Origin of the sequence: Pelomonas caseinilytica, from assembly GCF_021353235.1 — a bacterium.
In the GTDB taxonomy this organism is placed as follows: Bacteria; Pseudomonadota; Gammaproteobacteria; order Burkholderiales; family Burkholderiaceae_C; genus Pelomonas; species Pelomonas caseinilytica.
Genome location: NZ_JAJTWT010000006.1, coordinates 265,336 through 286,324 on the forward strand (window position 1 = coordinate 265,336; position 20,989 = coordinate 286,324).

19 protein-coding genes and 1 pseudogene are annotated in these 20,989 nt (G+C 72.4%); 10 read left to right on the forward strand and 10 right to left on the reverse strand.

What is annotated here, in order from left to right; all coding sequences use genetic code 11:
• Nucleotides 1–55 precede the first annotated feature (55 nt).
• Complete coding sequence (locus LXT12_RS16150) at nucleotides 56–928, forward strand: ProQ/FINO family protein (protein ID WP_233393242.1); 873 nt, start codon at nucleotides 56–58, stop codon at nucleotides 926–928.
• Here LXT12_RS16150 and LXT12_RS16155 read toward each other — a convergent pair.
• Nucleotides 913–2,295 carry a leucyl aminopeptidase family protein gene (locus LXT12_RS16155; protein WP_233393243.1) on the reverse strand — a complete coding sequence of 461 codons (1,383 nt, stop codon included), beginning with the start codon at nucleotides 2,293–2,295 and terminating at the stop codon, nucleotides 913–915. The two genes, LXT12_RS16150 and LXT12_RS16155, sit on opposite strands and share 16 nt — an antisense overlap.
• 171 nt (nucleotides 2,296–2,466) lie before the next feature.
• Between LXT12_RS16155 and LXT12_RS16160 the strand changes: the two genes are divergently transcribed.
• The 5 genes and pseudogenes from LXT12_RS16160 to LXT12_RS16180 form a co-directional block, all read left to right on the forward strand.
• The gene (locus LXT12_RS16160; protein ID WP_233393244.1) at nucleotides 2,467–2,646 is read left to right on the forward strand and encodes a hypothetical protein; all 180 of its coding nucleotides are present in this window, start codon (nucleotides 2,467–2,469) and stop codon (nucleotides 2,644–2,646) included.
• Nucleotides 2,647–2,804: 158 nt separating this feature from the next.
• The gene (locus LXT12_RS16165; RefSeq protein ID WP_233393245.1) at nucleotides 2,805–3,383 is read left to right on the forward strand and encodes a hypothetical protein; all 579 of its coding nucleotides are present in this window, start codon (nucleotides 2,805–2,807) and stop codon (nucleotides 3,381–3,383) included.
• The gene (locus LXT12_RS16170; protein ID WP_233393247.1) at nucleotides 3,383–3,937 is read left to right on the forward strand and encodes a tRNA-uridine aminocarboxypropyltransferase; all 555 of its coding nucleotides are present in this window, start codon (nucleotides 3,383–3,385) and stop codon (nucleotides 3,935–3,937) included. Before LXT12_RS16165 ends, LXT12_RS16170 begins: the two co-directional genes overlap by 1 nt.
• Before the next feature lie 38 nt (nucleotides 3,938–3,975).
• Nucleotides 3,976–6,081, forward strand: a complete 2,106-nt coding sequence (locus LXT12_RS16175; protein WP_233393250.1) for a protein-disulfide reductase DsbD family protein — start codon at nucleotides 3,976–3,978, stop codon at nucleotides 6,079–6,081.
• Nucleotides 6,078–6,257: pseudogene (locus LXT12_RS16180) on the forward strand (thioredoxin family protein); the annotation flags it as partial. The gene LXT12_RS16175 and the pseudogene LXT12_RS16180, both read left to right, overlap by 4 nt.
• Nucleotides 6,258–6,298: 41 nt before the next feature.
• Here the strand turns inward: LXT12_RS16180 and LXT12_RS16185 are convergent.
• Complete coding sequence (locus LXT12_RS16185) at nucleotides 6,299–7,222, reverse strand: glutaminase (RefSeq protein WP_233393252.1); 924 nt, start codon at nucleotides 7,220–7,222, stop codon at nucleotides 6,299–6,301.
• Nucleotides 7,223–7,246: 24 nt separating this feature from the next.
• Here LXT12_RS16185 and LXT12_RS16190 point away from each other — a divergent pair, with 24 nt between their 5' ends.
• Nucleotides 7,247–8,131: a class I SAM-dependent methyltransferase gene (locus LXT12_RS16190; protein ID WP_233393254.1), complete on the forward strand. Its 885-nt coding sequence runs from the start codon at nucleotides 7,247–7,249 to the stop codon at nucleotides 8,129–8,131.
• On the opposite strand, the gene LXT12_RS16195 is transcribed toward LXT12_RS16190, so the two are convergent.
• The 5 genes from LXT12_RS16195 to LXT12_RS16215 all read right to left on the reverse strand — a co-directional run bounded on the left by LXT12_RS16195 (nucleotide 8,128) and on the right by LXT12_RS16215 (nucleotide 12,910).
• On the reverse strand, nucleotides 8,128–9,582 hold the full coding sequence (locus LXT12_RS16195; RefSeq protein ID WP_233393256.1) for a serine/threonine-protein kinase: 1,455 nt from the start codon (nucleotides 9,580–9,582) through the stop codon (nucleotides 8,128–8,130). The two genes, LXT12_RS16190 and LXT12_RS16195, sit on opposite strands and share 4 nt — an antisense overlap.
• A 10-nt stretch (nucleotides 9,583–9,592) precedes the next feature.
• The gene (locus tag LXT12_RS16200) at nucleotides 9,593–10,465 is read right to left on the reverse strand and encodes a Tll0287-like domain-containing protein (RefSeq protein WP_233393258.1); all 873 of its coding nucleotides are present in this window, start codon (nucleotides 10,463–10,465) and stop codon (nucleotides 9,593–9,595) included.
• Between the two features lie 135 nt (nucleotides 10,466–10,600).
• The gene (locus LXT12_RS16205; protein WP_233393261.1) at nucleotides 10,601–11,824 is read right to left on the reverse strand and encodes a beta-ketoacyl-[acyl-carrier-protein] synthase family protein; all 1,224 of its coding nucleotides are present in this window, start codon (nucleotides 11,822–11,824) and stop codon (nucleotides 10,601–10,603) included.
• The gene (locus LXT12_RS16210) at nucleotides 11,824–12,087 is read right to left on the reverse strand and encodes an acyl carrier protein (RefSeq protein WP_233393262.1); all 264 of its coding nucleotides are present in this window, start codon (nucleotides 12,085–12,087) and stop codon (nucleotides 11,824–11,826) included. The genes LXT12_RS16205 and LXT12_RS16210 overlap by 1 nt, the downstream gene beginning before the upstream one ends.
• Nucleotides 12,071–12,910 carry an alpha/beta hydrolase gene (locus LXT12_RS16215; RefSeq protein WP_233393263.1) on the reverse strand — a complete coding sequence of 280 codons (840 nt, stop codon included), beginning with the start codon at nucleotides 12,908–12,910 and terminating at the stop codon, nucleotides 12,071–12,073. Before LXT12_RS16215 ends, LXT12_RS16210 begins: the two co-directional genes overlap by 17 nt.
• A 117-nt stretch (nucleotides 12,911–13,027) precedes the next feature.
• On the opposite strand from LXT12_RS16215, the gene LXT12_RS16220 reads away from it, so the two are divergent.
• Nucleotides 13,028–13,696: a response regulator gene (locus LXT12_RS16220; protein ID WP_233393265.1), complete on the forward strand. Its 669-nt coding sequence runs from the start codon at nucleotides 13,028–13,030 to the stop codon at nucleotides 13,694–13,696.
• 2 nt (nucleotides 13,697–13,698) lie between these two features.
• Nucleotides 13,699–15,096, forward strand: coding sequence for a sensor histidine kinase (locus LXT12_RS16225; RefSeq protein WP_233393267.1), 1,398 nt, complete (start codon nucleotides 13,699–13,701; stop codon nucleotides 15,094–15,096).
• Here LXT12_RS16225 and LXT12_RS16230 read toward each other — a convergent pair.
• Entirely contained in the window at nucleotides 15,053–15,643 is a 591-nt protein-coding gene (locus LXT12_RS16230; RefSeq protein ID WP_233393269.1) for a 2OG-Fe(II) oxygenase family protein, read from the reverse strand. The genes LXT12_RS16225 and LXT12_RS16230 overlap by 44 nt on opposite strands.
• A gap of 120 nt (nucleotides 15,644–15,763) precedes the next feature.
• Between LXT12_RS16230 and LXT12_RS16235 the strand changes: the two genes are divergently transcribed.
• A complete protein-coding gene (locus tag LXT12_RS16235) occupies nucleotides 15,764–16,321 on the forward strand; it encodes a hypothetical protein (protein WP_233393271.1) in 558 nt (185 codons plus the stop codon).
• Here the strand turns inward: LXT12_RS16235 and LXT12_RS16240 are convergent.
• Nucleotides 16,305–17,594 carry an MFS transporter gene (locus LXT12_RS16240; RefSeq protein WP_233393274.1) on the reverse strand — a complete coding sequence of 430 codons (1,290 nt, stop codon included), beginning with the start codon at nucleotides 17,592–17,594 and terminating at the stop codon, nucleotides 16,305–16,307. The genes LXT12_RS16235 and LXT12_RS16240 overlap by 17 nt on opposite strands.
• Entirely contained in the window at nucleotides 17,591–20,938 is a 3,348-nt protein-coding gene (locus LXT12_RS16245; RefSeq protein ID WP_233393278.1) for a S41 family peptidase, read from the reverse strand. The genes LXT12_RS16240 and LXT12_RS16245 overlap by 4 nt, the downstream gene beginning before the upstream one ends.
• Nucleotides 20,939–20,989 lie beyond the last annotated feature (51 nt).

Sequence of the window (20,989 nt, forward strand, 5' to 3'; positions counted from 1 at the left end):
GCGCTGAACGACAATCCCCGCCCTTGCCCATGTACCTGGCCGCGGCCGCCTTGCGATGAATTCCGATCTTCCCGATCCCGCCAACCCGGCCGATGCCCCGGCCGAGCCCAGGGCCGACGCGCCTGACGCCGCCGTGCCCGCATCCGAGGCGGCGCCCCAGCCCGGGGCCCCGGGCCAGCCGGCCGATGCCACCGCCGAGCTCAAGGCCCTGTTCCCGGCCCTGTTCACCGGCAAGCCCAAGCCCGTCAAGCTGCGCATCCAGGCCGACATCCAGGAGCGTGCGCCGGGCAAGTTCAGCAAGGCCCAGCTCAGCGCCTTCCTGCGCCGCCACACGGGCAGCACCGGCTACCTGATCGCCCTGACCCAGGCCAAGACGCGCTTCGACCTCGACGGCAACCCAGCCGGCGAGATCACCGAGGAACACCTGACTGCCGCCCGCGAGGAGCTGGCCCGCCGCAAGGGAGCCCGCCAGGAACGTGAGCAGCTGGAGGTGCAGCAGCGCCGCAACCGTGCCCAGCTGCTGTGGGACTTCGAGCGCACGACGCTGACCGAGGCCAACTTCTGCGTCCTCAAGGGCCTGACGCCGGCCGAACTGCCGGGGCTGCTCGAGATCGCCCGCAAGGAGCGGGCCGAGGCGCCGCCGGCCCCGCCGCGCCAGGATCGCGATGGCGGGCGCCGCGACGACCGCCGCCCCGGTGGCGGCCGGCCGCAGGACCGGGGCGAACGCCGTCCGGGCCCGCGTGCGGACGCCCGGCGCGAGGCGCCACGCGGAGGTGAGCGACGTGAAGGCGGCCGACCACCCCAGCCGGGCCGCAAGCCCGGGCCGCCGCGCAGCGACCGCCCGGCCCGCCCCGACCCGGCGCCGGCCGCCGCTTCGCCCCAGGCGGCGCCCGCCGCGCCCGCGCCCGAGGATCAGGCGCCCGAGTAACGCTGCTCCAGGTAGGCGAGCAGGGTGCGCAGGGTCTGCGCCTCGCCGCCCACCGGCCGGCCGGGCCGCGCCGTGTCGTTCCAGGCGAACAGGTCGATGTGCAGCCAGTCCTGCTGGGGCGGCAGGAAGTCTTCCAGGAACAGGGCGGCGTTGATCGCGCCGGCCAGGGCGCTCTTGCCGGTGTTGACGATGTCGCCGATCGAACTCTCGATGCCGGCGTGGTAGGGCGCCCACAGCGGCATGTGCCAGAGCGGGTCGTCCAGCTTCAGGCCCAGGTCGACGAGGTCGCGCGCCGTGTCCATGTGCTTGGCGAAGAGGGCGGGCAACTGCGCGCCCAGCGCCACGCGGGCGGCGCCGGTCAGCGTGGCCAGGTCGATGACCAGGTCGGGCTGGCCCTCCGCCGCGTAGGCCAGGGCGTCGCAGAGGATGACGCGGCCTTCGGCATCGGTGTTGCCGATCTCGATGTGCAGGCCCTTGCGGGTCTTGATGACGTCGCCGGGCCGGTAGGCGTTGCCCGAGATCGAGTTCTCGACCGCCGGGATCAGCAACTGCAGCCGCACCGGCAGGCCCAGGGCCATGATCAGCGTCGCCAGGCCCAGGGCGTTGGCCGCGCCGCCCATGTCCTTCTTCATCTGGCGCATGCCTTCGCCCGGCTTGATGTTGAGGCCGCCCGAGTCGAAGCAGACCCCCTTGCCCACCAGGGCCAGCTTGGGGTGCCGCGGGTTGCCCCAGTTCAGCTCGATCAAGCGAGGTGAGCGCGTGCTCGCGCGGCCGACCGCATGGATGCTCGGGAAGTTCTTCTTCAGCAGGGCGTCGCCGACAGTCTCGGAGAAGGTGGCGCCGTACTGCCTGGACAGGGCCTTGGCGGCGGCCGACAGCTCGGCCGGGCCCATGTGCTCGGCCGGCGTGTTGACCAGGTCGCGCGTGGCCGTGATGGCCGCCGCCAGGGCCAGGCCGCGCTCGGCGTCGGCGCCGGCCTTGAGCACCAGCGTCGCCGGGGCGCGCTTGGCGGGCTTGTAGAGGTCGAAGCGGTAGCCCCCCAGCTCCCAGGACAGGGCCGCGGCTTCCGGGAGCAGGGCCAGGCCGGTGTCGGCCAGCCGGTAGACGCCCTCGGGCAGGGCCAGGGGCAGGTGGCTGAGGGCGTAGGGATGGGCCGCGTGGGCCACGCCGGCCCAGACGCCGGCCAGCCGGCCGTCGGCGCCGGGGACCAGGGCGTGGGTGTCGGGCGCGCCGACGAAGCCGACGGTGGCCAGCCACTGGCGCGTCGCCTCCGGCAGCTCGGGCGCCAGGGCCTGGAAGGCGGCGCGGTCGACGACGGTGAGGGGCACGGCCTTGGCCGGCAGGGTTTTCTTCAGCTGGACGCTCATGGCGGCGGGGTTCCGGGGGTGTGGAAGCCGGCATTGTCGGCAAACCTGGCCGCAGCCGTCCGCCGCTTCGGACATGCAAAGAATTGTGTGCAGCCTGTCAACCCGGCTCCGCGGGCCCGCGTTGTCCCCCCAATCGCGCCGCTTTCGGGCCGCGAGACAGGCAAGACAGCCATGATGAAGATCCAGTCCCGTACCGAACCGCAACCGCGCCGCCTTCCCGCCTCCGAGATGGCCTGGAGCGCCGAGGAATCCGTCGACAAGGGCCGCAAGCACGAAGCCTTCGACACTGGCTTCTACAGCGGCGAACGCCGCGGCCTCGCCCGCGCCCTGCGCCTGGACCGCAAGCGCTGAAGCGCCGGCTCACCCTCCCACTTTCCTGCCCAGCCCGCCGTCCGGCCTCCGGACGGCGGGCTTTGTTTTGGGCGCGCAGCCGCTCGGACGTGGAGTTTGCCGCGCCGGCGGTCGATCCGGTTTCGCCGGGCCGCCGCCAGCACCGAGAATGCGCCCCCATGAAAGCTGCCCGCCGCTCCATCGCCTTCGTCTCGGGCGTCCTGCTCTACTGCTTCGGCGCCGGAGCGGCCATGAAATACGCCAGCATCGGCCTGCCTCGCCAGGTCTACACGGCCCTGGGCGGGCGCAACAGCCTGCCCGTCATGCTCGGCGAGGCGGTGGCCATCGCCCTGCTGCTGTGCCTGATCGCCGCGGTCTGGGGGTATGTCACCCTGCGCCCGACGCGCCGCCGCCACCGGCCCTACGTGGCCTGGATGATGTCCGGCGTGGGCGTGGCCTGGGCCGGCTGGCTGATCTCCGGCGCCTTCAGCTTTGCCCTGAAGCCGCGCGCCTATTCGGCGCCGCTGCAGACCATGCTGCTGTCTTCCAGCGCCGCGCCGCTCTTCGGGGCGTTGAACATCTTCGGCATCGTCGCCGGCGTCTGGCTGGCCGGCCGCTGGGCCAAGAAGCGTCAGCTCGGCCTGCCCAGCACGCGCTCGCGCCGTCGCCAGGGTGGCGAGGCCTCCTCGCCCGACGCCGGTGCCGACAGCACGGTCTCCACCGTGGCGCCGCATTCGGTCTCGCCGCCGGTCCATTGATGGGCCGGCCGGTCTGCACGCGCTGCGAGCGGCCGGCCAGCACCTGCCTGTGCGCCACCCTGCCGGCGCCCCTGGCCCACGGCACCGAGCTGCTGATCCTGCAGCACCCCGCCGAAGCCGGCCATGCCAAGAACACCGCGGCACTGCTGACCCCGGGCCTGCAGTCGGCCCGGCTGCTGCGCGGAGAATGCTTCGATCCGGCGCTGGCCGTCGCCGGCACGGCGCTGCTCTACCCGGGAACGAGCGGGGCGGCGGCAGCGCCCGCCGGCCTGCGGCGGCTCATCCTGCTCGACGGCAGCTGGCGACAGAGCCGGCGCCTGCTCGCCGCCAACCCGTGGCTGGCCCTGCTGCCTCGGCTGGCCCTGCCGTCCGGCCTGCCCGGTCGCTATGCGCTGCGGCGGGCGCACCGGCCGGGCCAACTGTCCACGCTGGAAGCCGGCCTGCACGCGCTGGCGCTGTTGGAGGGCGGCGCCGAGCGCTTCGCGCCGCTGTGGGCCGCCTTCGACCGCTTCGTCCAGGCCGGCCTTGCCCGCCGCGGTGGCTTGCGGGGGTGACTTCAAGGGGCCGCGGCCGTTTGGCCTAGCATCGCGGGATGTCTTCCTTTGCGCGCTCCCTCGTCCTGGCCCTGCTGGCCGCCCCGCTGTTGTCCTGGGCGGCACCGCCGGAGGCGGCCACCGAGCACGTCCAGGCGCGGCTGGTCTCGAGCCAGGCCACGGTGGCGCCGGGCCAACGCTTCACGGTGGCCCTGGAACAGGCCATCAAGCCCCACTGGCACACCTACTGGCGCAACCCGGGCGACTCCGGCCAGGCCACCAGCATCGACTGGACCGGCGCCCAGGCCGGCGACATCCAGTGGCCGACGCCCTCCATCCAGGCCATCGGCCCCATCGTCAACTATGGCTACGAAGGCCGCGCGGCCCTGTTGGTCGACCTGGCCGTCCCGGCTGACGCCAAGCCCGGCAGCCGCTTCAAGCCCGGCGCCGAGGTCAAGTGGCTGGTCTGCAAGGACGTCTGCATCCCCGAACAGGTGAGCCTGGGCCTGGACCTGCCCGTCGCCGCCGAGCCCAAGGCCGGCCCTGACGCCGCCCAGATCGAGGAATGGCGCGGCGCCATCCCCAAGCCGGCCGGCTTCGCCGTGCAGCTCAAGCCGGCGGCCCAGGGCGTGCGCATGAGCGGCCCGACCGCGGGGGTCACCAAGGCCTATTTCTTCGCCGACACCTGGGGCGCCGTGGCCCACAGCGCGCCCCAGGCCCTCCAGGCCGAGGGCGGCGGCTGGGCGCTGGACATCCCCGCCGGGGACGAGCCCCTGGCTGCCGGCAAGCCGCTGTCCGGCGTGCTGGTGCTGACCACGGCGGCGGGCGAGCAGGCCTGGGCCGTCTCGGCCCCCGTGCCCGAGGGTGCTGGCAAGGGCCCCGGGCCGGCCGACCTCAGCGCGCCGTCCACCGCGGAGGGCGCGGCGGCCACGCCGCCTGCCCCCGCCCCCGAGAGCGACCTCGGCCTGCTGCCGGCCCTGGCCCTGGCCTTGGCCGGCGGCCTCATCCTCAACCTCATGCCCTGCGTCTTCCCGGTGCTGTCCATCAAGGCGCTGGCGCTGGTGAACAAGGGCAACCACCGCGGCGAGGGCCTGGCCTACACGGCCGGCGTGCTGGCCAGCTTCGCCGTGCTGGCGGCGGTGCTGATCGCGCTGCGTGCCGGCGGCCAGCAGGTGGGCTGGGGCTTCCAGTTCCATTCGCCCGTCTTTGTGCTGGTGGTGGCCTACCTGCTCTTCCTGGTGGGCCTGAGCCTGTCGGGCCTGTTCGAGATCGGCGGCAGCTTCACCGGCCTGGGCTCGGGCCTGGCGGCCCGCGACGGCCTGGCCGGCAGCTTCTTCACCGGTGTGCTGGCGGCCGTCGTGGCCACGCCCTGCACGGCGCCTTTCATGGGTGCGGCGCTGGCCTTCGCCCTGGCCCAGCCGGCGGCGGTGATGCTGGCCGTCTTCCTGGCACTGGGCCTGGGCCTGGCCCTGCCTTTCCTGGTGCTGGCCTTCTGGCCGGCCGCGCAGCGCTGGCTGCCGCGCCCCGGGGCGTGGATGGACCGCTTCAAGCAGGCCCTGGCCTTCCCGATGTATGCGGCCGTCGTCTGGTTGCTGTGGGTGCTGGCCCAGCAGGCCGGCGCCGACGGCGTGGCCCTGGCCCTCGGCGGCATGGTGCTGATCGCCTTCGGCCTGTGGTGGCGCAACGCCAGCCGCGCGAGCGCCGTCGGCACCGGGGCTGCCATCGTCAGCCTGGTGCTGGCCTTGGGCGCGGCGGCGTGGATCAAGCCGGTGGCGGCCGACGTGAAGGCAGCGGCCGGCGAGAGCGGCATCGAGCCCTTCAGCAGCGAGCGCCTGGCCGAGCTGCGGGCGCAGAACAAGCCGGTCTTCGTCAACCTCACGGCGGCCTGGTGCATCTCCTGCCTGGTCAACGAACGCGTGGCCCTGTCGCGCCCCGAGGTGCACGAGGCCTTCGCCAAGGCCGGCGTCGTCTACCTCAAGGGCGACTGGACCCGCGAGGACCCGCGCATCACCGCCGTGCTCAAGGCCCATGGCCGCTCCGGCGTGCCCCTCTACCTCTACTACGCGCCCGGCGCCGCCGAGGCCGAGGTGCTGCCGCAGATCCTGACGCCCGGCCTCGTCATCGAAGCCGTCTCGGCGGGCGCCTCCTCCAGGAGTTCGACATGAGCCTGCTGCGGCGCAGCCTGCTCGCCGCCCTCGTCCTGCCGGCGCTGGCCCAGGCGGCCGCCATGGCCGACTTCACGGGTTGCACCGTGGTGCTGGAGTGGACCAATCACGACTGCCCCTACGTCCGCAAGCACTACGGCAGCGGCAACATGCTGGCGCTGCAGAAAGCCTCGACGCGGCCCGACGGCTGCTGCGTCAAGTACGGCAGTTAGCGAACTCAGAACACCGACAGCCCCGTCCGCGCGACGAAGAGTTCCAGCGCCCGCCGTCCCAGCAGCGAGTTGCCGGTGGCGTCCAGCGCCGGCGACCAGACGCACAGGCTGAGGCGGTCCGGCACCACGGCCACGATGCCACCACCCACGCCGCTCTTGCAGGGCAGGCCGATGCGGAAGGCGAACTCGCCGGCCGCGTCGTAGGTGCCGCAGGTCAGCATCAGCGCATTGACCCGTCGCGCCTGGGCCGCACTCAGCACGGGCGTGCCGGCCAGCGGATGGCCGCCGTCTCGGCACAGGTAGCCGGCCGCACAGGCCACCTGCTCGCAGCTCATCGCGATGGCGCACTGGTTGAAATAGACGTCCAGCACCGTGGCCACGTCGTTGTCCAGCGTGCCGAAGCCCTTCATGAAATTGGCCAGCGCGGTGTTGCGAAAGCCGGTGTCGGCCTCCGACCTCGCGACCTCGGCGTCGATGTGCACGGGCTCGCCACAGAGCCGGCCCAACAGGGCCAGCAGCTCGGCCTTGGCGTCGCCCTGCGAGACCAGCCGGTCCGCCACCGCGATGGCGCCGGCATTGATGAAGGGGTTGCGCGGGATGCCGTGCTCCGACTCCAGCTGCACGAGCGAATTGAAGGAGCTGCCCGAGGGCTCGCGACCGATGCGGTCCCACATCGCCTCGCCCAGCGCGCGGATGGCCAGCGTCAGCGAGAACACCTTGGACATGCTCTGGATGGAAAAGGGCACGGCGCTGTCGCCAGCCGCCGCCGTCTGGCCGGCATTGGTGCGCAGCGCGATGCCGAACTGCAGTGGCGACACGCGCGCCAGCGCCGGGATGTAGCTGGCCACCTTGCCGCCGGCCGTGGGCAGCAGCGGGCGCAGTTCGTCGTTGATCTCGTCGAGGATGAGCTGGAAGTCCATGGCGGGCATTCTGGCGCCGGGACAATCACCGCCATGCAAGCCCTGCTCGATGCCATCGTCGCGATGGCGGAACTTCCGCTGGACGCCCAACGCCTCTTCCACGGCCGCGGCGGCCGCTTCCCCGGCTGCGAGCATCTCGCGCTGGACGCCTTCCCGCCGGTGCTGCTGCTCACCAGCTTCAGGCCGCTCGGCGAAGCCGACCTGGCCGCCGTCGCCGCGGCCATCGGCGGGCGCTGGCCCTGCGTCTACCAATGCCGCGGCGAAGGGGCCGAGACCCGGCTGATGTCCGGCGACGTGCCCGATCCCCACGTCGTCACCGAGGCCGGCACGCGCTACCTCGTCCACCTGCTGCGCGGCCAGAACCACGGCCTCTTCCTCGACATGGCCGAGGGCCGGCGCTGGGTGCGCGAACACGTCAGGCCCGGCGGCAAGGTGCTCAACCTCTTCGCCTACACCTGCGCCTTCTCGGTCGTCGCCCTGCAGGCCGGCGCCGCCGAGGTGGTCAACGTGGACATGGCGTCAGGGGCGCTGGCGACGGGCCGCGGCAACCACGAGCTCAACGGCGTGAAGACGGGGGCGAAGTTCCTGGCCCACGACCTCTTCAACTCCTGGGGCAAGCTCACCCGCGGCGGGCCCTACGACCTGGTGGTCTGCGACCCGCCGAGCTTCCAGAAGGGCAGCTTCGTGGCGACCAAGGATTACGCCCGCGTCGCCAGGCGCCTGCCGGCCCTGCTCGCCCCGGGCGGCACGGCCCTGCTGTGCCTGAACGCGCCGGAGCTGGGGCCGGACTTCCTGCGCGGCGTGGTGGCCGAGCACGCGCCGGAGCTGGTGTTCGTGGAACGCGTGGCCAACCCGGCCGTGTTCGCCGACGTGGACGAGGACCGGGCGCTGAAGGTGCTGGCCTATCGGCGGCCCTAAGGCAGCCGCCCCAGGTCCTTCAGCAGCCTGTCTCGCGCCGCCGCATCCGCCACCGCCTCCGCCAGCCGGTTGAAGAACACCGCGCGGCTGTCCGTGCCGGTGGCGGCGCGCTTGACCAGGACCTTGGCGATGGGGCCGACATGCTGGGCCAGCAAGGCCTGGGCCTTGTCCATGACGGCCTCGTCGAGCGGGCCGCCGAGGGCCGTGCCGCTGCCGGCGGAGCCGGTGGCCGCCTTGGAGCCCAGGCTGGGCGGCGAGCCGCTGGTGCCGCCGGCCGTGCGCAGGCTGCCGCCGGTGACGAGGCTGGCCTGGCCGAGGAAGGCGTCGCGGGCGCGCGGGTCGGTGACCTGCTCGGCGAGCTTGGCATAGAGCTCGTTGATGTCGTGGCACTCGCGCGCCGCGCGGCGCACGAGGACGCTGGCCAGCGGGCCGACGTGGCGTGCCAGCGTCTGTTCGGCCTGGGTCAGCAGGGCCTTGTCCCAGTGCGTGGCGGGCGGGGCGCCGCTGGAGGCGCTGCCGACCGAGGGCGGCGCGATGGTGGGCGGCGCCTGCGGCGCGCGCGCGGCACGCGGCGCGGCCATCATCACCGTCTTCTCCCAGCCGGTGTCGTCGATGCTCTGGCCGACGGCGTCGAGCAGCGCCTGCTTGAACTCCTCGGCGGTGGCGAAGCGGTCCTCGGGCCGCTTGGCCAGCGCGCGCAGCACGATGGGGTCGAAGCAGGCGGGCCGGTCGGCGCCCTCCACCTGGGACGGCGGTTCGGGCGGCTCGTTGACGACCTTGTACATCAGCGCCTCGGTCGTGCCGGCGAAGGGTGCGCGGCCGGTCAGCAGCTGGTAGAGGACGACGCCGGCGCCGTAGATGTCCACCCGCCGGTCCATGGCCTTGCCGAGGAACTGCTCGGGCGCCATGTGGCTGGGCGTGCCCACCATGTAGTGGGTCTGCGTGAGGTGGGTGCTCTCGATGCGGGCGATGCCGAAGTCGGCCACCTTGAGCCGGCCGTTGGCCATCATGATGATGTTGGCCGGCTTGACGTCGCGGTGCCAGACGCCCTTGTCGTGCGCATGGTCCAGGGCCTCGAGCAGCTGGCTCATGATGCCCGGGATGTCGGTGTCGGTGAAGCGCAGCTTGGCGCTCAGATAGCTGGCCAGCGAGCGGCCCTCGACGTACTCCATCGCGATGTAGGCGATGTGCTGGTCGCGGCCGAAGTCGTAGACGGCGACGATGCCCGGGTGGGCCAGCCGCCCCGCGGCCTGCGCCTCGTTGCGGAAGCGCGAGGCCGGGGCGCCGGGGCTGTCGTCGCCGGCGTCAAGGTTCTGCCGGATGGTCTTGAGCGCGACGGTGCGCTGGATGTCGGGGTCGAAGCCCTTGTAGACGACGCCCATCGCCCCCTCGCCGAGCACCGCCGTGATGCGGTACTTGCCGAGCTGCGTGGGATGCCTGCTTTCGCTCATGCCGTCGCGATCAGGCGTCGAGGAGCTTCATCGCCTGCACGACGCTGGCGCGCATGCGGGAGAAGGAGTCGGACAGCGTGGCGATTTCGTCCCGGCCCGAGGCGCGGAACTCCGGCGCGTCCAGGTCGCCCTGGCTGACGCGGTCGGCCAGCGCCGACAGCCGCGTGACGGGGCGCACCACCAGCATCCAGATCATCACGTTCAGCACGATGCCGACGGCGACGAAGACGCCCACCAGCGAGGTGATGAAGACCTTGAAGGTCTGGTCGGCCCGCTGCAGCGGCACGCCCAGGGGCACCGAGACGATCTGGGCGCCGATGACCTCGTTGAGGTTCCAGCCGAAGCCGTTGGCCGGGCCGTACTTGGCCACCATGGTGGCCGGCGCGGCGTCCACGCTGCTGTGGCAGGCCAGGCAGGCCGGGTCGGTGATGCGCAGCGGGCGCGCGATGTAGAGGGACGGGCCGGCCGGCGTGTCGCGCGTGCCGACGGTCTCCTTGAGCTCGGCATTGCTGCGGAACTGGCCGACGATGTCGACCTCCCAGCTGGTGGCCCGGTCGCGCGGGTTCGTCGGGTTGAGCGTCGCCTCTTTGTAGGCGAACTCGGGGTGCTTGGCCAGCAGCGTCCCCAGCACCTCGGTGGCGGAGTAGCTCGGCACCGTCTGCGGCAGGAACTCGGTGGCCATCTGGGCGGCCAGCAGCGGCTTGATCTGGGTGTTGGTGTAGTTGCGCACCGCCAGCGCCTTTTCCATCAGCATGCGGGCGCTGCCGACGACCTCCTGCTGGGCGTTGTCCTGCAGCAGTTGGCGGGCGATGTAGCCGCTCAGGGCGATGCCCAGGCTCATGACGAGCAGATAGACCAGGTTGAATTTGGCGAGCAGTTTCATGGTGACCCCGAGGCAGGGCGCAATGGTAGTGCTGGCAGACGCCAGATGACCCGCGTGATTGCGCGCTTGCCGTGTGAAGAAGCCCCAGAAAACGGCGACCGCGCCACGCCAGCGCGGCCCGTTCGGCCGGCGAGGTCAGTCCGCCGCGTGGATCACCAGGGCCACGTTGCTGCCGCCGAATGCGAAGGAGTTGGACATGGCGGCGCGCACCCGTGCCGGGCGGGCGCCGTCGGTCAGCAGGTCCAGCTGCTCGCTCAACCGGCTGGTTCGCACGTGGGCGCTGGGGGGCAGGGCCTGGCGCCGCAGCGCCTGGACGGTGGACACCAGCTCCAGCGCGCCGCCGGCGCCGATCAGGTGGCCGTGCAGGGCCTTGGTGGCCGAGACCGGCACGGCGCGCGCGCCGAAGACGGTGGCGATGGACTCGGCCTCGACCGCATCGCCCACCTCGGTGGCCGTGCCGTGGGCGTTCACGTAACCGATGTCGGGGGGCTGCAGGCCGGCGTCGCGCAGGGCGGCGCGCATGGCCCGCACCTGCCCCGCGGCATCCGGGCGCGACAGGTGGACGGCGTCGACGCTGTGGCCGTAGCCGGCCAGCACCGCCAGCGGCGTGGCGCCGCGCGCACGGGCATGGGCCTCGGTCTCCAGCACCAGGGCTGCCGCGCCTTCGCCCAGCACCAGGCCGCGGCGGCCGTCGTCGAAGGGGCGGCAGCTCTGCTCGGGCGCCTCGGCGTCCAGCGGCGCCATGACGCCCATGGCCTGCCAGCCCAGGGCGCTGCCGACGTTGAGCATGGCCTCCGAGCCGCCCACCAGGGCCAGGTCGGCGCGGCCGTTGCGGAGCAGCCAGAGCGCCTCGCCGATGGCCTGGGCCGAGGAGGCGCAGGCGTTGGACACGGCCAGCTGCGCCGCGCGCAGCTGGTGGCGCATGGCCAGGTGGGAGCCGGCCGAGTTGGCCATCACGCGCACGACGCTGTAGGGGTGCACGCGCGGCGGCTGGGCCGTGAACATCTGCTGGTAGGAGGCCTCCAGCGACGCCGAACCGCCCAGGCCCGTGCCCCAGGCGACGGCCGCGCGGTCGGGGTCGGGCGTGGTGGCGGGCAGGCCGGCCTGGGCCCAGGCCTCGGCCGCGGCCTCCAGCGCCATCAGGCTGTGGCGGTCGTAGAGGTTGCGCTGGGCCGGCGGCAGGGCCGCGGCGAGCGGCACGGTCACGACGCCGGCGGCGAAGGGCTTGAGCGCATGCGCTTCGCTGCCCGGCTGGGCGCCGATGCCCGAACGGCCCGACTGCAGGGCGTCAGCCAGGGCCTCGGCGCCCTGGCCGAGTGCGCTGATGGCGCCCAGCCCCGTGATCCAGACCTGGGTCATCAGGCGGCGGCCCGGGCCGGTTCGGCCTTGGCGGCCAGCAGTTCGTCCACGAGCGCCGCCAGGCCGCCCAGCGTCGGGTTCTGCAGGGCGCGGTCGTGCTCGATGTTGACGTGGAAGTGGTCCTCCACGGTGAACATGAAGTCGACGAGGCCGAGGGAGTCGAGCCCGAGCTCGACGAAGGGCGTGTCGACCTTCTCGTTCAGCGCCTCGGCGCCGAGTTCGCGCTGGGCGAGAGTGCAGAGTTGGTCAAGCGTGTTGCTCATGAAGGGCTCCGGGGATCGAGTTTGAGACGTGGGCCAGTGGGTGGCGCCGCAGCAGGAAGTCGCGCACCGTGCGGGCGACGGCGATGCGCTCGTTGTCGAGGGTGAGCATGTGATAGCTGTCGTGGAACCAGTGCACCTCGGGCTCGCGGCCGAGGCGGCACTGCAGTTCGCGCACGCTGCGCGGGCCGGCCACGTCGTCCTCGCTGGCATGCAGCACCACCGCGGGCGCGGTGAGGCCGGCGAGCCGCTGGCGGGCGTGGCGGATCAGCCGCGTGGCCTGGTAGAGCGAGGCGGCCGACAGCCGTGCCGCGCCGACCGCGGAGACCTGGTCCGAGGCCATGGCCTGCTCCACCCAGGCGCGCAGCCTTTCGTTCTTCAGGCCGAAGGGCGCCGTCTCCTTGAAGCTCATGCGGCGGCGCAGCGGCGGCAGGTAGGCCAGCGGCAGCAGGCGCCGCCATGGCGAGACGTTCCAGCCGTCGAAATGCAGCGTGGTGGAGATCAGCACCAGGGCCGCGGCCGGCCGGCGTGCCGCCAGGGCCAGGGCCAGCACGGCGCCCATGCACAGGCCGCCGACGGCCACCCGCCCATGTTCCGCGGCCAGCCGATCGAACAGGGCCTCGGCCTCGGCCAGCCAGTGCTCGAAGGGCGGCACGGGCAGTTGCTCGCCGGTGGTGCTGCTGACCCCGTAGCCGGCCATGGCCGGCGTCTCGACGACATAACCCACCTCTCGCAGAGAGCGCGCCACCGGCGCGAGCTCGAGAGGGTTGGCGCACAGGCCGTGAAAAAGCAGTACCGCGGGGCGGCGCCCATCTAACGATTCCATGCCGGCAGTGTCGAAACCACGGCCGTCACGCGCATGACTCAAGCCTTGCCGCGACCTGACGCCTTGTGACAGCGAAACGTCAGCGCCCCGGGGCGCTCGCGCGCCATACTGCGGTGCATGCGAATCCTGCTGGTCGAAGACGACGAACAACTCGTCGAAACCACCGCCCGCGCCCTGCGTTCCCAGGGGTGGGTGGTCGACTGCACGGCCCGTGGCGAACCCGTCCCGCGGTCGCTCCGCGAAGACGCCTACGACCTCCTCATCCTCGACATCGGCCTGGCCGGCATCGACGGCTTCGAGACGCTGCGCCGCGTGCGCGCCGAGGGCCTGGCGGTACCCGTGCTCATCCTCACCGCGCGCGACGCCGTCGAAGACCGCGTCCGCGGCCTGGAGGGCGGCGCGGACGACTACCTCGTCAAGCCCTTCGCGCTGACCGAGCTGGTCGCCCGGGCGCGGGCCCTGGTGCGCCGCAGCCAGGCGCGCACCAGCAACCAGCTCCAGCTCGCCCGCCTGCGCATCGACCAGGAAGCCCGCCGCGCCTACATCGAGGACGAGCCCCTGGCCCTGTCCGCGCGCGAGTGGGACGTCCTCGGCTTCCTGATGGCGCGTGCCGGCAAGGTGGTGCCCAAGGAGCACATCGCCCTGGCCAGCAATGCGTGGGACCAGGGCGTCAGCGACAACGCCATCGAGGTCTGCCTGTCGCGCCTGCGCGCCAAGATCGAGCCCGCCGGCGTGCAGCTGCGCACCGTGCGTGGCCTGGGCTACCTCCTGGAAGAAGTCGGCTGAACTTGCCTGACCGCCCGCGCTCCAGCCTGCAGCGCCGGCTCTTCGGCTGGTTGTTGCTGCCGCTGCTGGTGGCCCTGCCCTTGCTGGGCATCGCGCTCTACCAGCAGGTGCAGCACAGCGCCCAGAGCTGGCTCGACGAGGGCCTGGAGGACACCGCGCTGACGCTGGCCGGCCAGATCGACCTGCGCGGCAGCGAGCCCCGCATCGACATCAGCGCCACCATGGACCGCGCCCTGCGCTTCGACCGCCAGGACGACGTCTTCTACCTCGTGCTCGGCCCGGGCGGGGACGTGCTGCAGGGTGATGCCGGCCTGGCCGAGGTGCAGCCGCGGCCGGCGCCGCAGCTGGCGGGCGAATCCCACTACGGCGACGTCAGGCTGCGTGGCCGCGAGCTGCGCCTCGTGCAGCTCGGGCACGACTGCGGCGCCGCCGGCGTCTGCCAGATCCTCGTCGCCGAGACCCTGCACAAGCGCGACGCCCTGCAACGCGAGATCGGCGGCCTCGTCGCCCTGAACGGCGCGGGCCTGGCAGTGCTGCTCGCCCTCGCCGGCTGGTGGGCCATCCGCCAGGGCCTGACGCCGCTGACCGGCCTGAGCGCCGAGCTGGAGCGCCGCGACCTGCACCGCCTGACGCCGCTGACCGCCGGCCTCCCGCGTGAGCTGGTGCCGTTGCAGGCCGCCTTCAACCGCCTGTTCGAGCGACTGGGGCGCGCCGCCGAGGCCCAGCGCGAGTTCCTCGCCGACGCGGCCCACCAGCTGCGCACGCCGCTGACCTCGCTGCAGACCGAGATCGAGCTGGCCATGCTGGAGCCCCACGACCGGCGGGTCGACCCGCTGCTGGAGCGGCTGCGCCTGCGCGTCGTGCGCAGCGCCCGGCTGGCCCAGCAGCTGCTGTCGCTGGCGCGGGCCGAGGACCGCAGCGTCGACGTCGGCCAGCGCATCGACCTGCGCGACATTGCCACCGAGAGCGGCCAGGACTGGGCCCATCGCAGCCTGCCCAGCGGTGTCGACCTCGGCTTCGAGCTGGCCGGCGCGCCGGCCCTGGGCCACGCCTTCCTGCTGCGCGAGCTGCTGGAAAACCTCATCCACAACGCCGTCACCTATGCCGGTCCCGGCGCCCGCATCACCGTGCGCAGCGGCACCGACGGCGAGGGCCCCTGGCTGGAGGTGGAGGACAACGGCCCCGGCATCCCGGTGGCCGAGCGCCCGGCGGCCATGCAGCGTTTTCGCCGTGGCAGTTCGGCGGCGGGGGCCGGCAGCGGCCTCGGCCTGGCCATCGCGGCCGACATCGCGGCCCGGCATGGCGGGCGCCTTGAACTGCTCGACGCCCAGAGCGGCTCGGGCCTGCGCGCCCGGCTCAGCCTGCCGCCGCCGCCGCCGGATCCAGCGCCAGCTGCTTGAACAGGTTCATCGCGACGACGACACGCCGTCCTGGTGTCGCCGGTACCTCGTGCATGGCGATGCCGGGGAACATGACGAGGGTCGCCGGCCGGGGCTGGTAGGCGCTGGTCCTGGAGAACACCAGCGGCGCGCAGCCCGGCTCGGCTTCGAGGTAGACCACGCAGCTCAGGTCGGCCGGCCAGTGGTTGTGCGGCGCCGTGTAGTCGGCCTGTTCGTAGATGGCGCCCCAGCAGTGGGTGACGAGCAGGTCCAGCCCGAGCTGGGCGAAGTCCGCCGACCAGGCCTTGGGCGCAGCCGCCTTGGCGATCTCGACGACGCTGGCGCACAGCGGCATGAGCTTGCCGTTGAGCAGGTGGCTCTTCCAGGGGCTCATGTAGGCCGCCTTCACGTTGGACTCGGGCGACTGCGGATGGCTCGCGCGCAGCTCCTCGATGGCCTCGCGCGCCAGCTGCAGCCGGTCGGCGATGGGCCCGAGCTCGGCGACGATGATGGGCAGCTCGGTCTGGACGGTGGCGCCGACGATGCGCACGGCGGAGGGCTCGCTCATGGCGGCGATTCTGCCGGCGCCGGACCCCTGGCGCAGCGCCGCCCGAGCGCCGAACTGCGCCGCTTCCCGGGTGTTTTTGCGGCCACTGCCGGCAGCGCGCGGGCCTAGCATGGGCCACCCATGCCGCGCCTTGCCTCCCTCTTTCCCGTTGCCGCCCTGGCCCTGCTGCTGGCCGGCTGCGGCACGCCCAGCCAGCCGCTGCCGATGACGGTCTCGGCGGCCGATGCGCTGCAGATCCGCGGCTGGGTGCCCGACGCGTTCAAGGGCCAGGTCGAGGTCGCACCCGTCCTCGGCGGCCAGGAGACGGGCCGCTGGTGGGGCTCCAAGGTCAGCGCCGCGACTCTGCAGCAGGCGCTGGAGGAGTCGCTCTACGCCGTCGGCATGAAGCCGCCCGCGCCCCAGCCGGCGCCGCGCTTCGAGCTGAAGGCCGAGCTGGTGCAGCTGGAGCAGCCCCTGGTGCCGGCCATGGGCGTGACCGTCGGCGTGGCGGTGCGCTACACCCTGGCCGACCGGGCCGGCGGCCGGGTCGTCTACCAGCGCCTCATCGCCAACCAGGAGGAGGCCCGCCTCGGCGAGGCGGTGCTGTCGCCGCCGGAGCGGCTGCGCATCGCCAACGAACGGGCCCTGCGCGCCAACATCAACCTGCTGCTGCGCGACCTCGTCACGCTGAGGCCCTGAGCGTCGCGGCCTTCTCCTGCTCGCGCCGCCCGGCGGTCAGCCACAGCATCAGCGCAAAGGCCAGGCCCGCCACGCTGGTGAGGCCGAAGAAAGCCATCATGGCGTCATAACCGCCCGGGTTGGCGGCGCTGGCGCCCGCGCGGTCGTTCAGCCAGCCGGCGACGAGATTGGCGCCGCCGATGCCGGCGTTCTGCACCACCCACATCAGGCCGATGGCCGTGCCGAAGCGGTTGGGCGCGACCAGCCGGCTCGTCAACGGCCACATCACCGCCGGCACCAGCGAGAAGCTCACGCCGATGAGCACCGTCGGCAGCCACAGGCTCCACGAGGTCAGCGCCAGGATGGCCAGGGCCACCGGCAGCAGGGCCGCGCCCAGCGCCAGGAAGGGCGCGTAGCGGCCGACGCGGTCGCAGACCCAGCCGAAGGCCGGCGTGGCGAAGACCGCGGCGAGGAAGACGTAGCTGTTCATCTCGCCCGCCGTGGCCAGGTCCAGGCCGTGCACGTGCTGGAAGTACTTGATGGAGAAGGTGCTGCGGAAGGCCAGGATGACGGCGTACCAGAGCACGCACAGCGCCAGCAGATACCAGTAGGCCTTGCCGAAATGCAGCAGGTCGCGCCAGGCGAAGCCCTCGGACGCCTGGCCGGTGGGCAGCAGGCCGGCGCGGCGCGGGCCGCGGTCCACCCACCAATAGGCCAGGGCGGCGGCGAAGGAGGTGGCCGCGATGGCCGTCGCGATCACCAACGGCGGCTGCCAGCCCTGGGCATAGGCGTTGGCGAACCAGGTGGGCGACATGTCGGCGCCATAGGAGCCGAGCCGGCCGATGGCCAGTTCCGCGCCCATGGCCAGGGCCAGGCTGCGCCCGCCGAAGTAGTCGGCCACCGCGGCCAGCGTCGCGATGTTGAAGGTCTCCGCGCCGATGCCGTAGAGCAGCCGGCCCGCGGCCATGCCCGTGAAGCCGGGGCTGAAGGCCGTCAGCGCCGCGCCGGCCAGGCACAGGCCTGCCGTCACCAGGGTCATGCGCGCCGCGCCGAAGCGGTCCACCAGCACGCCGCCCACGAGGATGAGGACGATGTTGGGCAGGTTGTAGATGGCGTTGAGCAGGCCGACCTGGGTGTCGGTGAAGCCGCGCTGCTGCTGCAGCAGGTCGGCCACCGGGCCGATGGAGTCGTAGACGTAGAAGTTGCCGAACAGCGAGACGGCCACCAGCACGCCGACGATCCAGGCCGTCAGGCGGCCGGGCCGGCCGACCGCGGTGGGCGCGATGGTGCTCACTGGCCGAGCAGCGACTTCACGGCCGCCTCGAGTTGCTGGTCTTCGCCGGCATCGAGCCTGGCCTTGTCGTTGGGCACGACGAGGTCGGGCGTGATGAGGGCGCGCTCCATGAAGTCGCCGTTGCGGGCGCGGAAGCCCACCTGCGGGATGCCGAAGATGGTGGTGCCGTCCTGCAGGGTCTCCCACCACACCGCCGTGCCGGTGCCGGCCACGGGCATGCCGATGAGCTGGCCCAGCCCCAGGTGCTTGTAGGTCCAGGGGAAGAGGTGGGCGTCGGAGTAGTTGCTTTCGCTGATCAGCACGGCCGAGGGCTTGATCCATTTGGAGATCGGCTCCCAGCCCAGGCTCTGGCCGCGCGGCATGAACTCCAGGTACTGCTTGCCCGACAGCAGCGTGGCCAGCTCGTCGTGCAGGTTGCCGCCGCCGTTGAAGCGGGTGTCGACGATCAGCGCCTCCTTGCCGCTGGCGCGGCCGAGGGCATCGGAGAAGACCTGCCGGTAGCTCGGGTCGCTCATGCCGCGCACGTGTACATAACCGAGCCGCCCGCCGGAGAGCTTGTCCACCAGCGCGCGCTCCTTGCGCACCCAGCGCTTGTAGAGCAGCTCGCGCTCGGCGCCCTGGCTGATGGCCCGGGCCGTCTGCTCGAAGCGCTTGCCCGTGGCCGGGTCCAACACCTCCAGCACCACCTGCTTGCCGGCCTTGAGGTTGAGCAGGGCGTCGAAGTCGGCACCCGCGGCAATGGCCTCGCCGTCGATGGACTCGACGAGCATGCCGGCCTTCACGCGGCTGGCGGCCGTGTCCAGCGGCCCGCCTTCGATGACCTCGGCCACCTTGGCGCCCGCGCCCTGGTAGGCGCCGTCGTAGAGCACGCCCAGCGAAGCGGTGGCGTCGCCCCTCGGCGGCGGGCGGTAGTTGCCGCCGGTGTGCGAGACGTTGAGCTCGCCCAGCATCTCCGACAGCAGCTCGGCGAAGTCCGCGCCGTCGGCCACGTAGGGCAGCTGGCGCTCGTAGACCTTGCGGTAGCCCGCCCAGTCCACGCCGCCCATGTCGGTGACGTAGAGCTTCTCCTGGGTCTGGCGCCAGGCGTGGTCGAACATCTGGGCCCGCTCGGCGGCGTGGTCGATGCGCAGCTCGGCCGTGAACTTCACGCCTTCGGTCTTGACGTCGCCCTTGCCGTCCTCGGCCGGCACCTTGAACTTCTGCACCTTGCCGCCGGCCAGCACGAAGCCGGTCGCGCCCTTGGCGTCCAGGGCCAGGCTGACGGCGTCGCCCTTGCCCGGCGGCAGCGTGGCGACGCGGCGGCCTTCCTTCTCGCGCACCCGCACCTGCCACAGCTCGTGGCCCTCGTCCGTCTTGACCACGTAGAAGAGCTGCTCGCCATCGGGCGTGAGGGCGTAGTCCTTGATGTCGCCCGAAACCGTGGTCAGGCGCGCGATGCGGTGCTCCAGGCCCTCCTGCTCGATGACGACGGGCCTGGGAGGCTCGGGCTTCTTCTCCTCGGCCTTGGTGTCGGCCTTGGCGTCGGTTTTCGCGTCGGCCTTCTTGTCGCCATCCTTCTTGTCGCCGTCCTTCTTGGCGTCCTTCTTCTCCTCCTCCTCGCGCTTCTTCAGCTGGGCGTACTCCGCCTTGTCGAGCTGGTAGCGGTCGTAGGCCGCCCGGGTCAGGAACATGGCGTACACGTCGGTGTCGCTGCGCGCGCTGCTGCCGCTGCCGTGCAGGCCCTGGCGGTCGGTCGTCCACAGCATCAGCTGGCCCTGGCGGCCGAACATGGGGCGCTGGTCCTCGTAGCCGCTTTGCGTCAGGTTGACGAGCTTGCCGCTGCCGTCGGCCGGCACCACGCCCACCTCGGCGCTCCAGCGGTTGCGGTCGATGAACTGCACCAGCAGGCTCTTGCCGTCGGGCGCCCAGTCGAACCACTGGTCGCCGTCCTCGTAGGAGTAGTTCCACTCGGCCGACAGCACCTCGCGCGTCTTGCCGCTGGCCGTGTCGAGCACGTGCAGGGCCGCGCGGTCGCGCAGGTAGGCCACCTGCTTGCCGTCGGGCGAGTAGCGCGGCTGGAAGTTCTGGTGCGCATCCTTCAGCAGCACCCGCGTCGTCACGCGCGGTGCGTTGAAGAAGCTGGGCACGGCCTTCCTGTCGCCGGCGATGGCCGCCTCGCACAGGCTCCACTGGCCGTCCTGCTCGCAGGCGTAGAGCAGCTTGCGACCGTCGGGGCTGAAGCTGACCGAGCGCTTCTGCCCTGGGCCCTCGGTGATGCGGCGCGTGTTGCCGAACTCGGCCGACGTGACGAAGACCTGGCCGCGCACGACCAGGGCCACCTCCGAGCCGTCGGGGCTGGCCGCCATGTCGGTCGCGCCGTCGCTGAGCTTCAGCGTCTCGACCGTGGGCGCCAGCGCGTCGGCCGCGATGCCCACGGCCAGCTTCCGCGGCTCGGCCGTGTCGCCGGCCAGGGTGTAGAGCTCGCCGTCGTAGCCGAAGGACAGCGTGCCGTTGGCGGCCACCGACAGGAAGCGGACCGGGTTCTTCGTGAAGTGGGTGATCTGCCGCGCCGCCTCGGGTCGGTTCAGCGGCATCTTCCAGACGTTGAAGCTGCCGCTCTTCTCGCTGAGGTAGTAGATGGAGGCCTCGTCGGGCGACCAGACCGGGTTGCGGTTCTCGCCGCCGGAGCTGGTCAGCTTGCGGTGCTGGCCGGTCCTGGCGTCCCACAGCCAGATGTCGTGGGCCACCGGCGAGACGTGGTGCTTGCGGAAGCTGTTCTCATAACCCTTCCAGTCCTCGTAGACGAGGCGGGTGCCGGCCTTGTCATAGCGGCCGGCCAGGGCGGGCTCGCTGAAGAGCTGGCGCGGGCGCCGCCCGCCCTCGATGCCGACCTGGTAGAGCTCGCCCATGGCCGGCGACGGGAAGGCCATGCTGGTGGCGGCGTCCTGGCGCTGGGCCGAGAACAGCACGGCCTTGCCGTCCGGCGTGAAGGCGATGGGCGTCTCGGGTGCCGAGTGCTGGGTCAGCCGGCGCGAGGGGCCGCCATCGGCCGAGACGAGGAAGACGTCGTTGTTGCCGTGCACGTCGGCGGCATAGGCCAGCAGCCGGCCGTCGGGCGACCAGACCGGCGCCGTCACGTGGTGGCCGCTGGCCACCAGCAGCCGCGCCGTGCCGCCGGCCGCGGGCACGAGGTAGAGGTTGCCCTGGAAGGTGAAGGCCACCTGGCTGCCGTCGGGCGAGATGGCCGACTGGCGCAGCCACAGGGGCTGGGTGATGGGGCCGAGGGGGGTGTCGGCCGTGGGCGAGGCGAAGGCGGCGAGCGCAGCCGACAGCGCCACGGCGGCGCCTACGAGTTTGAAACGCATGGGCTGGGGCGGAATGACTGGAGCCGGCGAGTCTAGGAGTGCCGCCTCGCG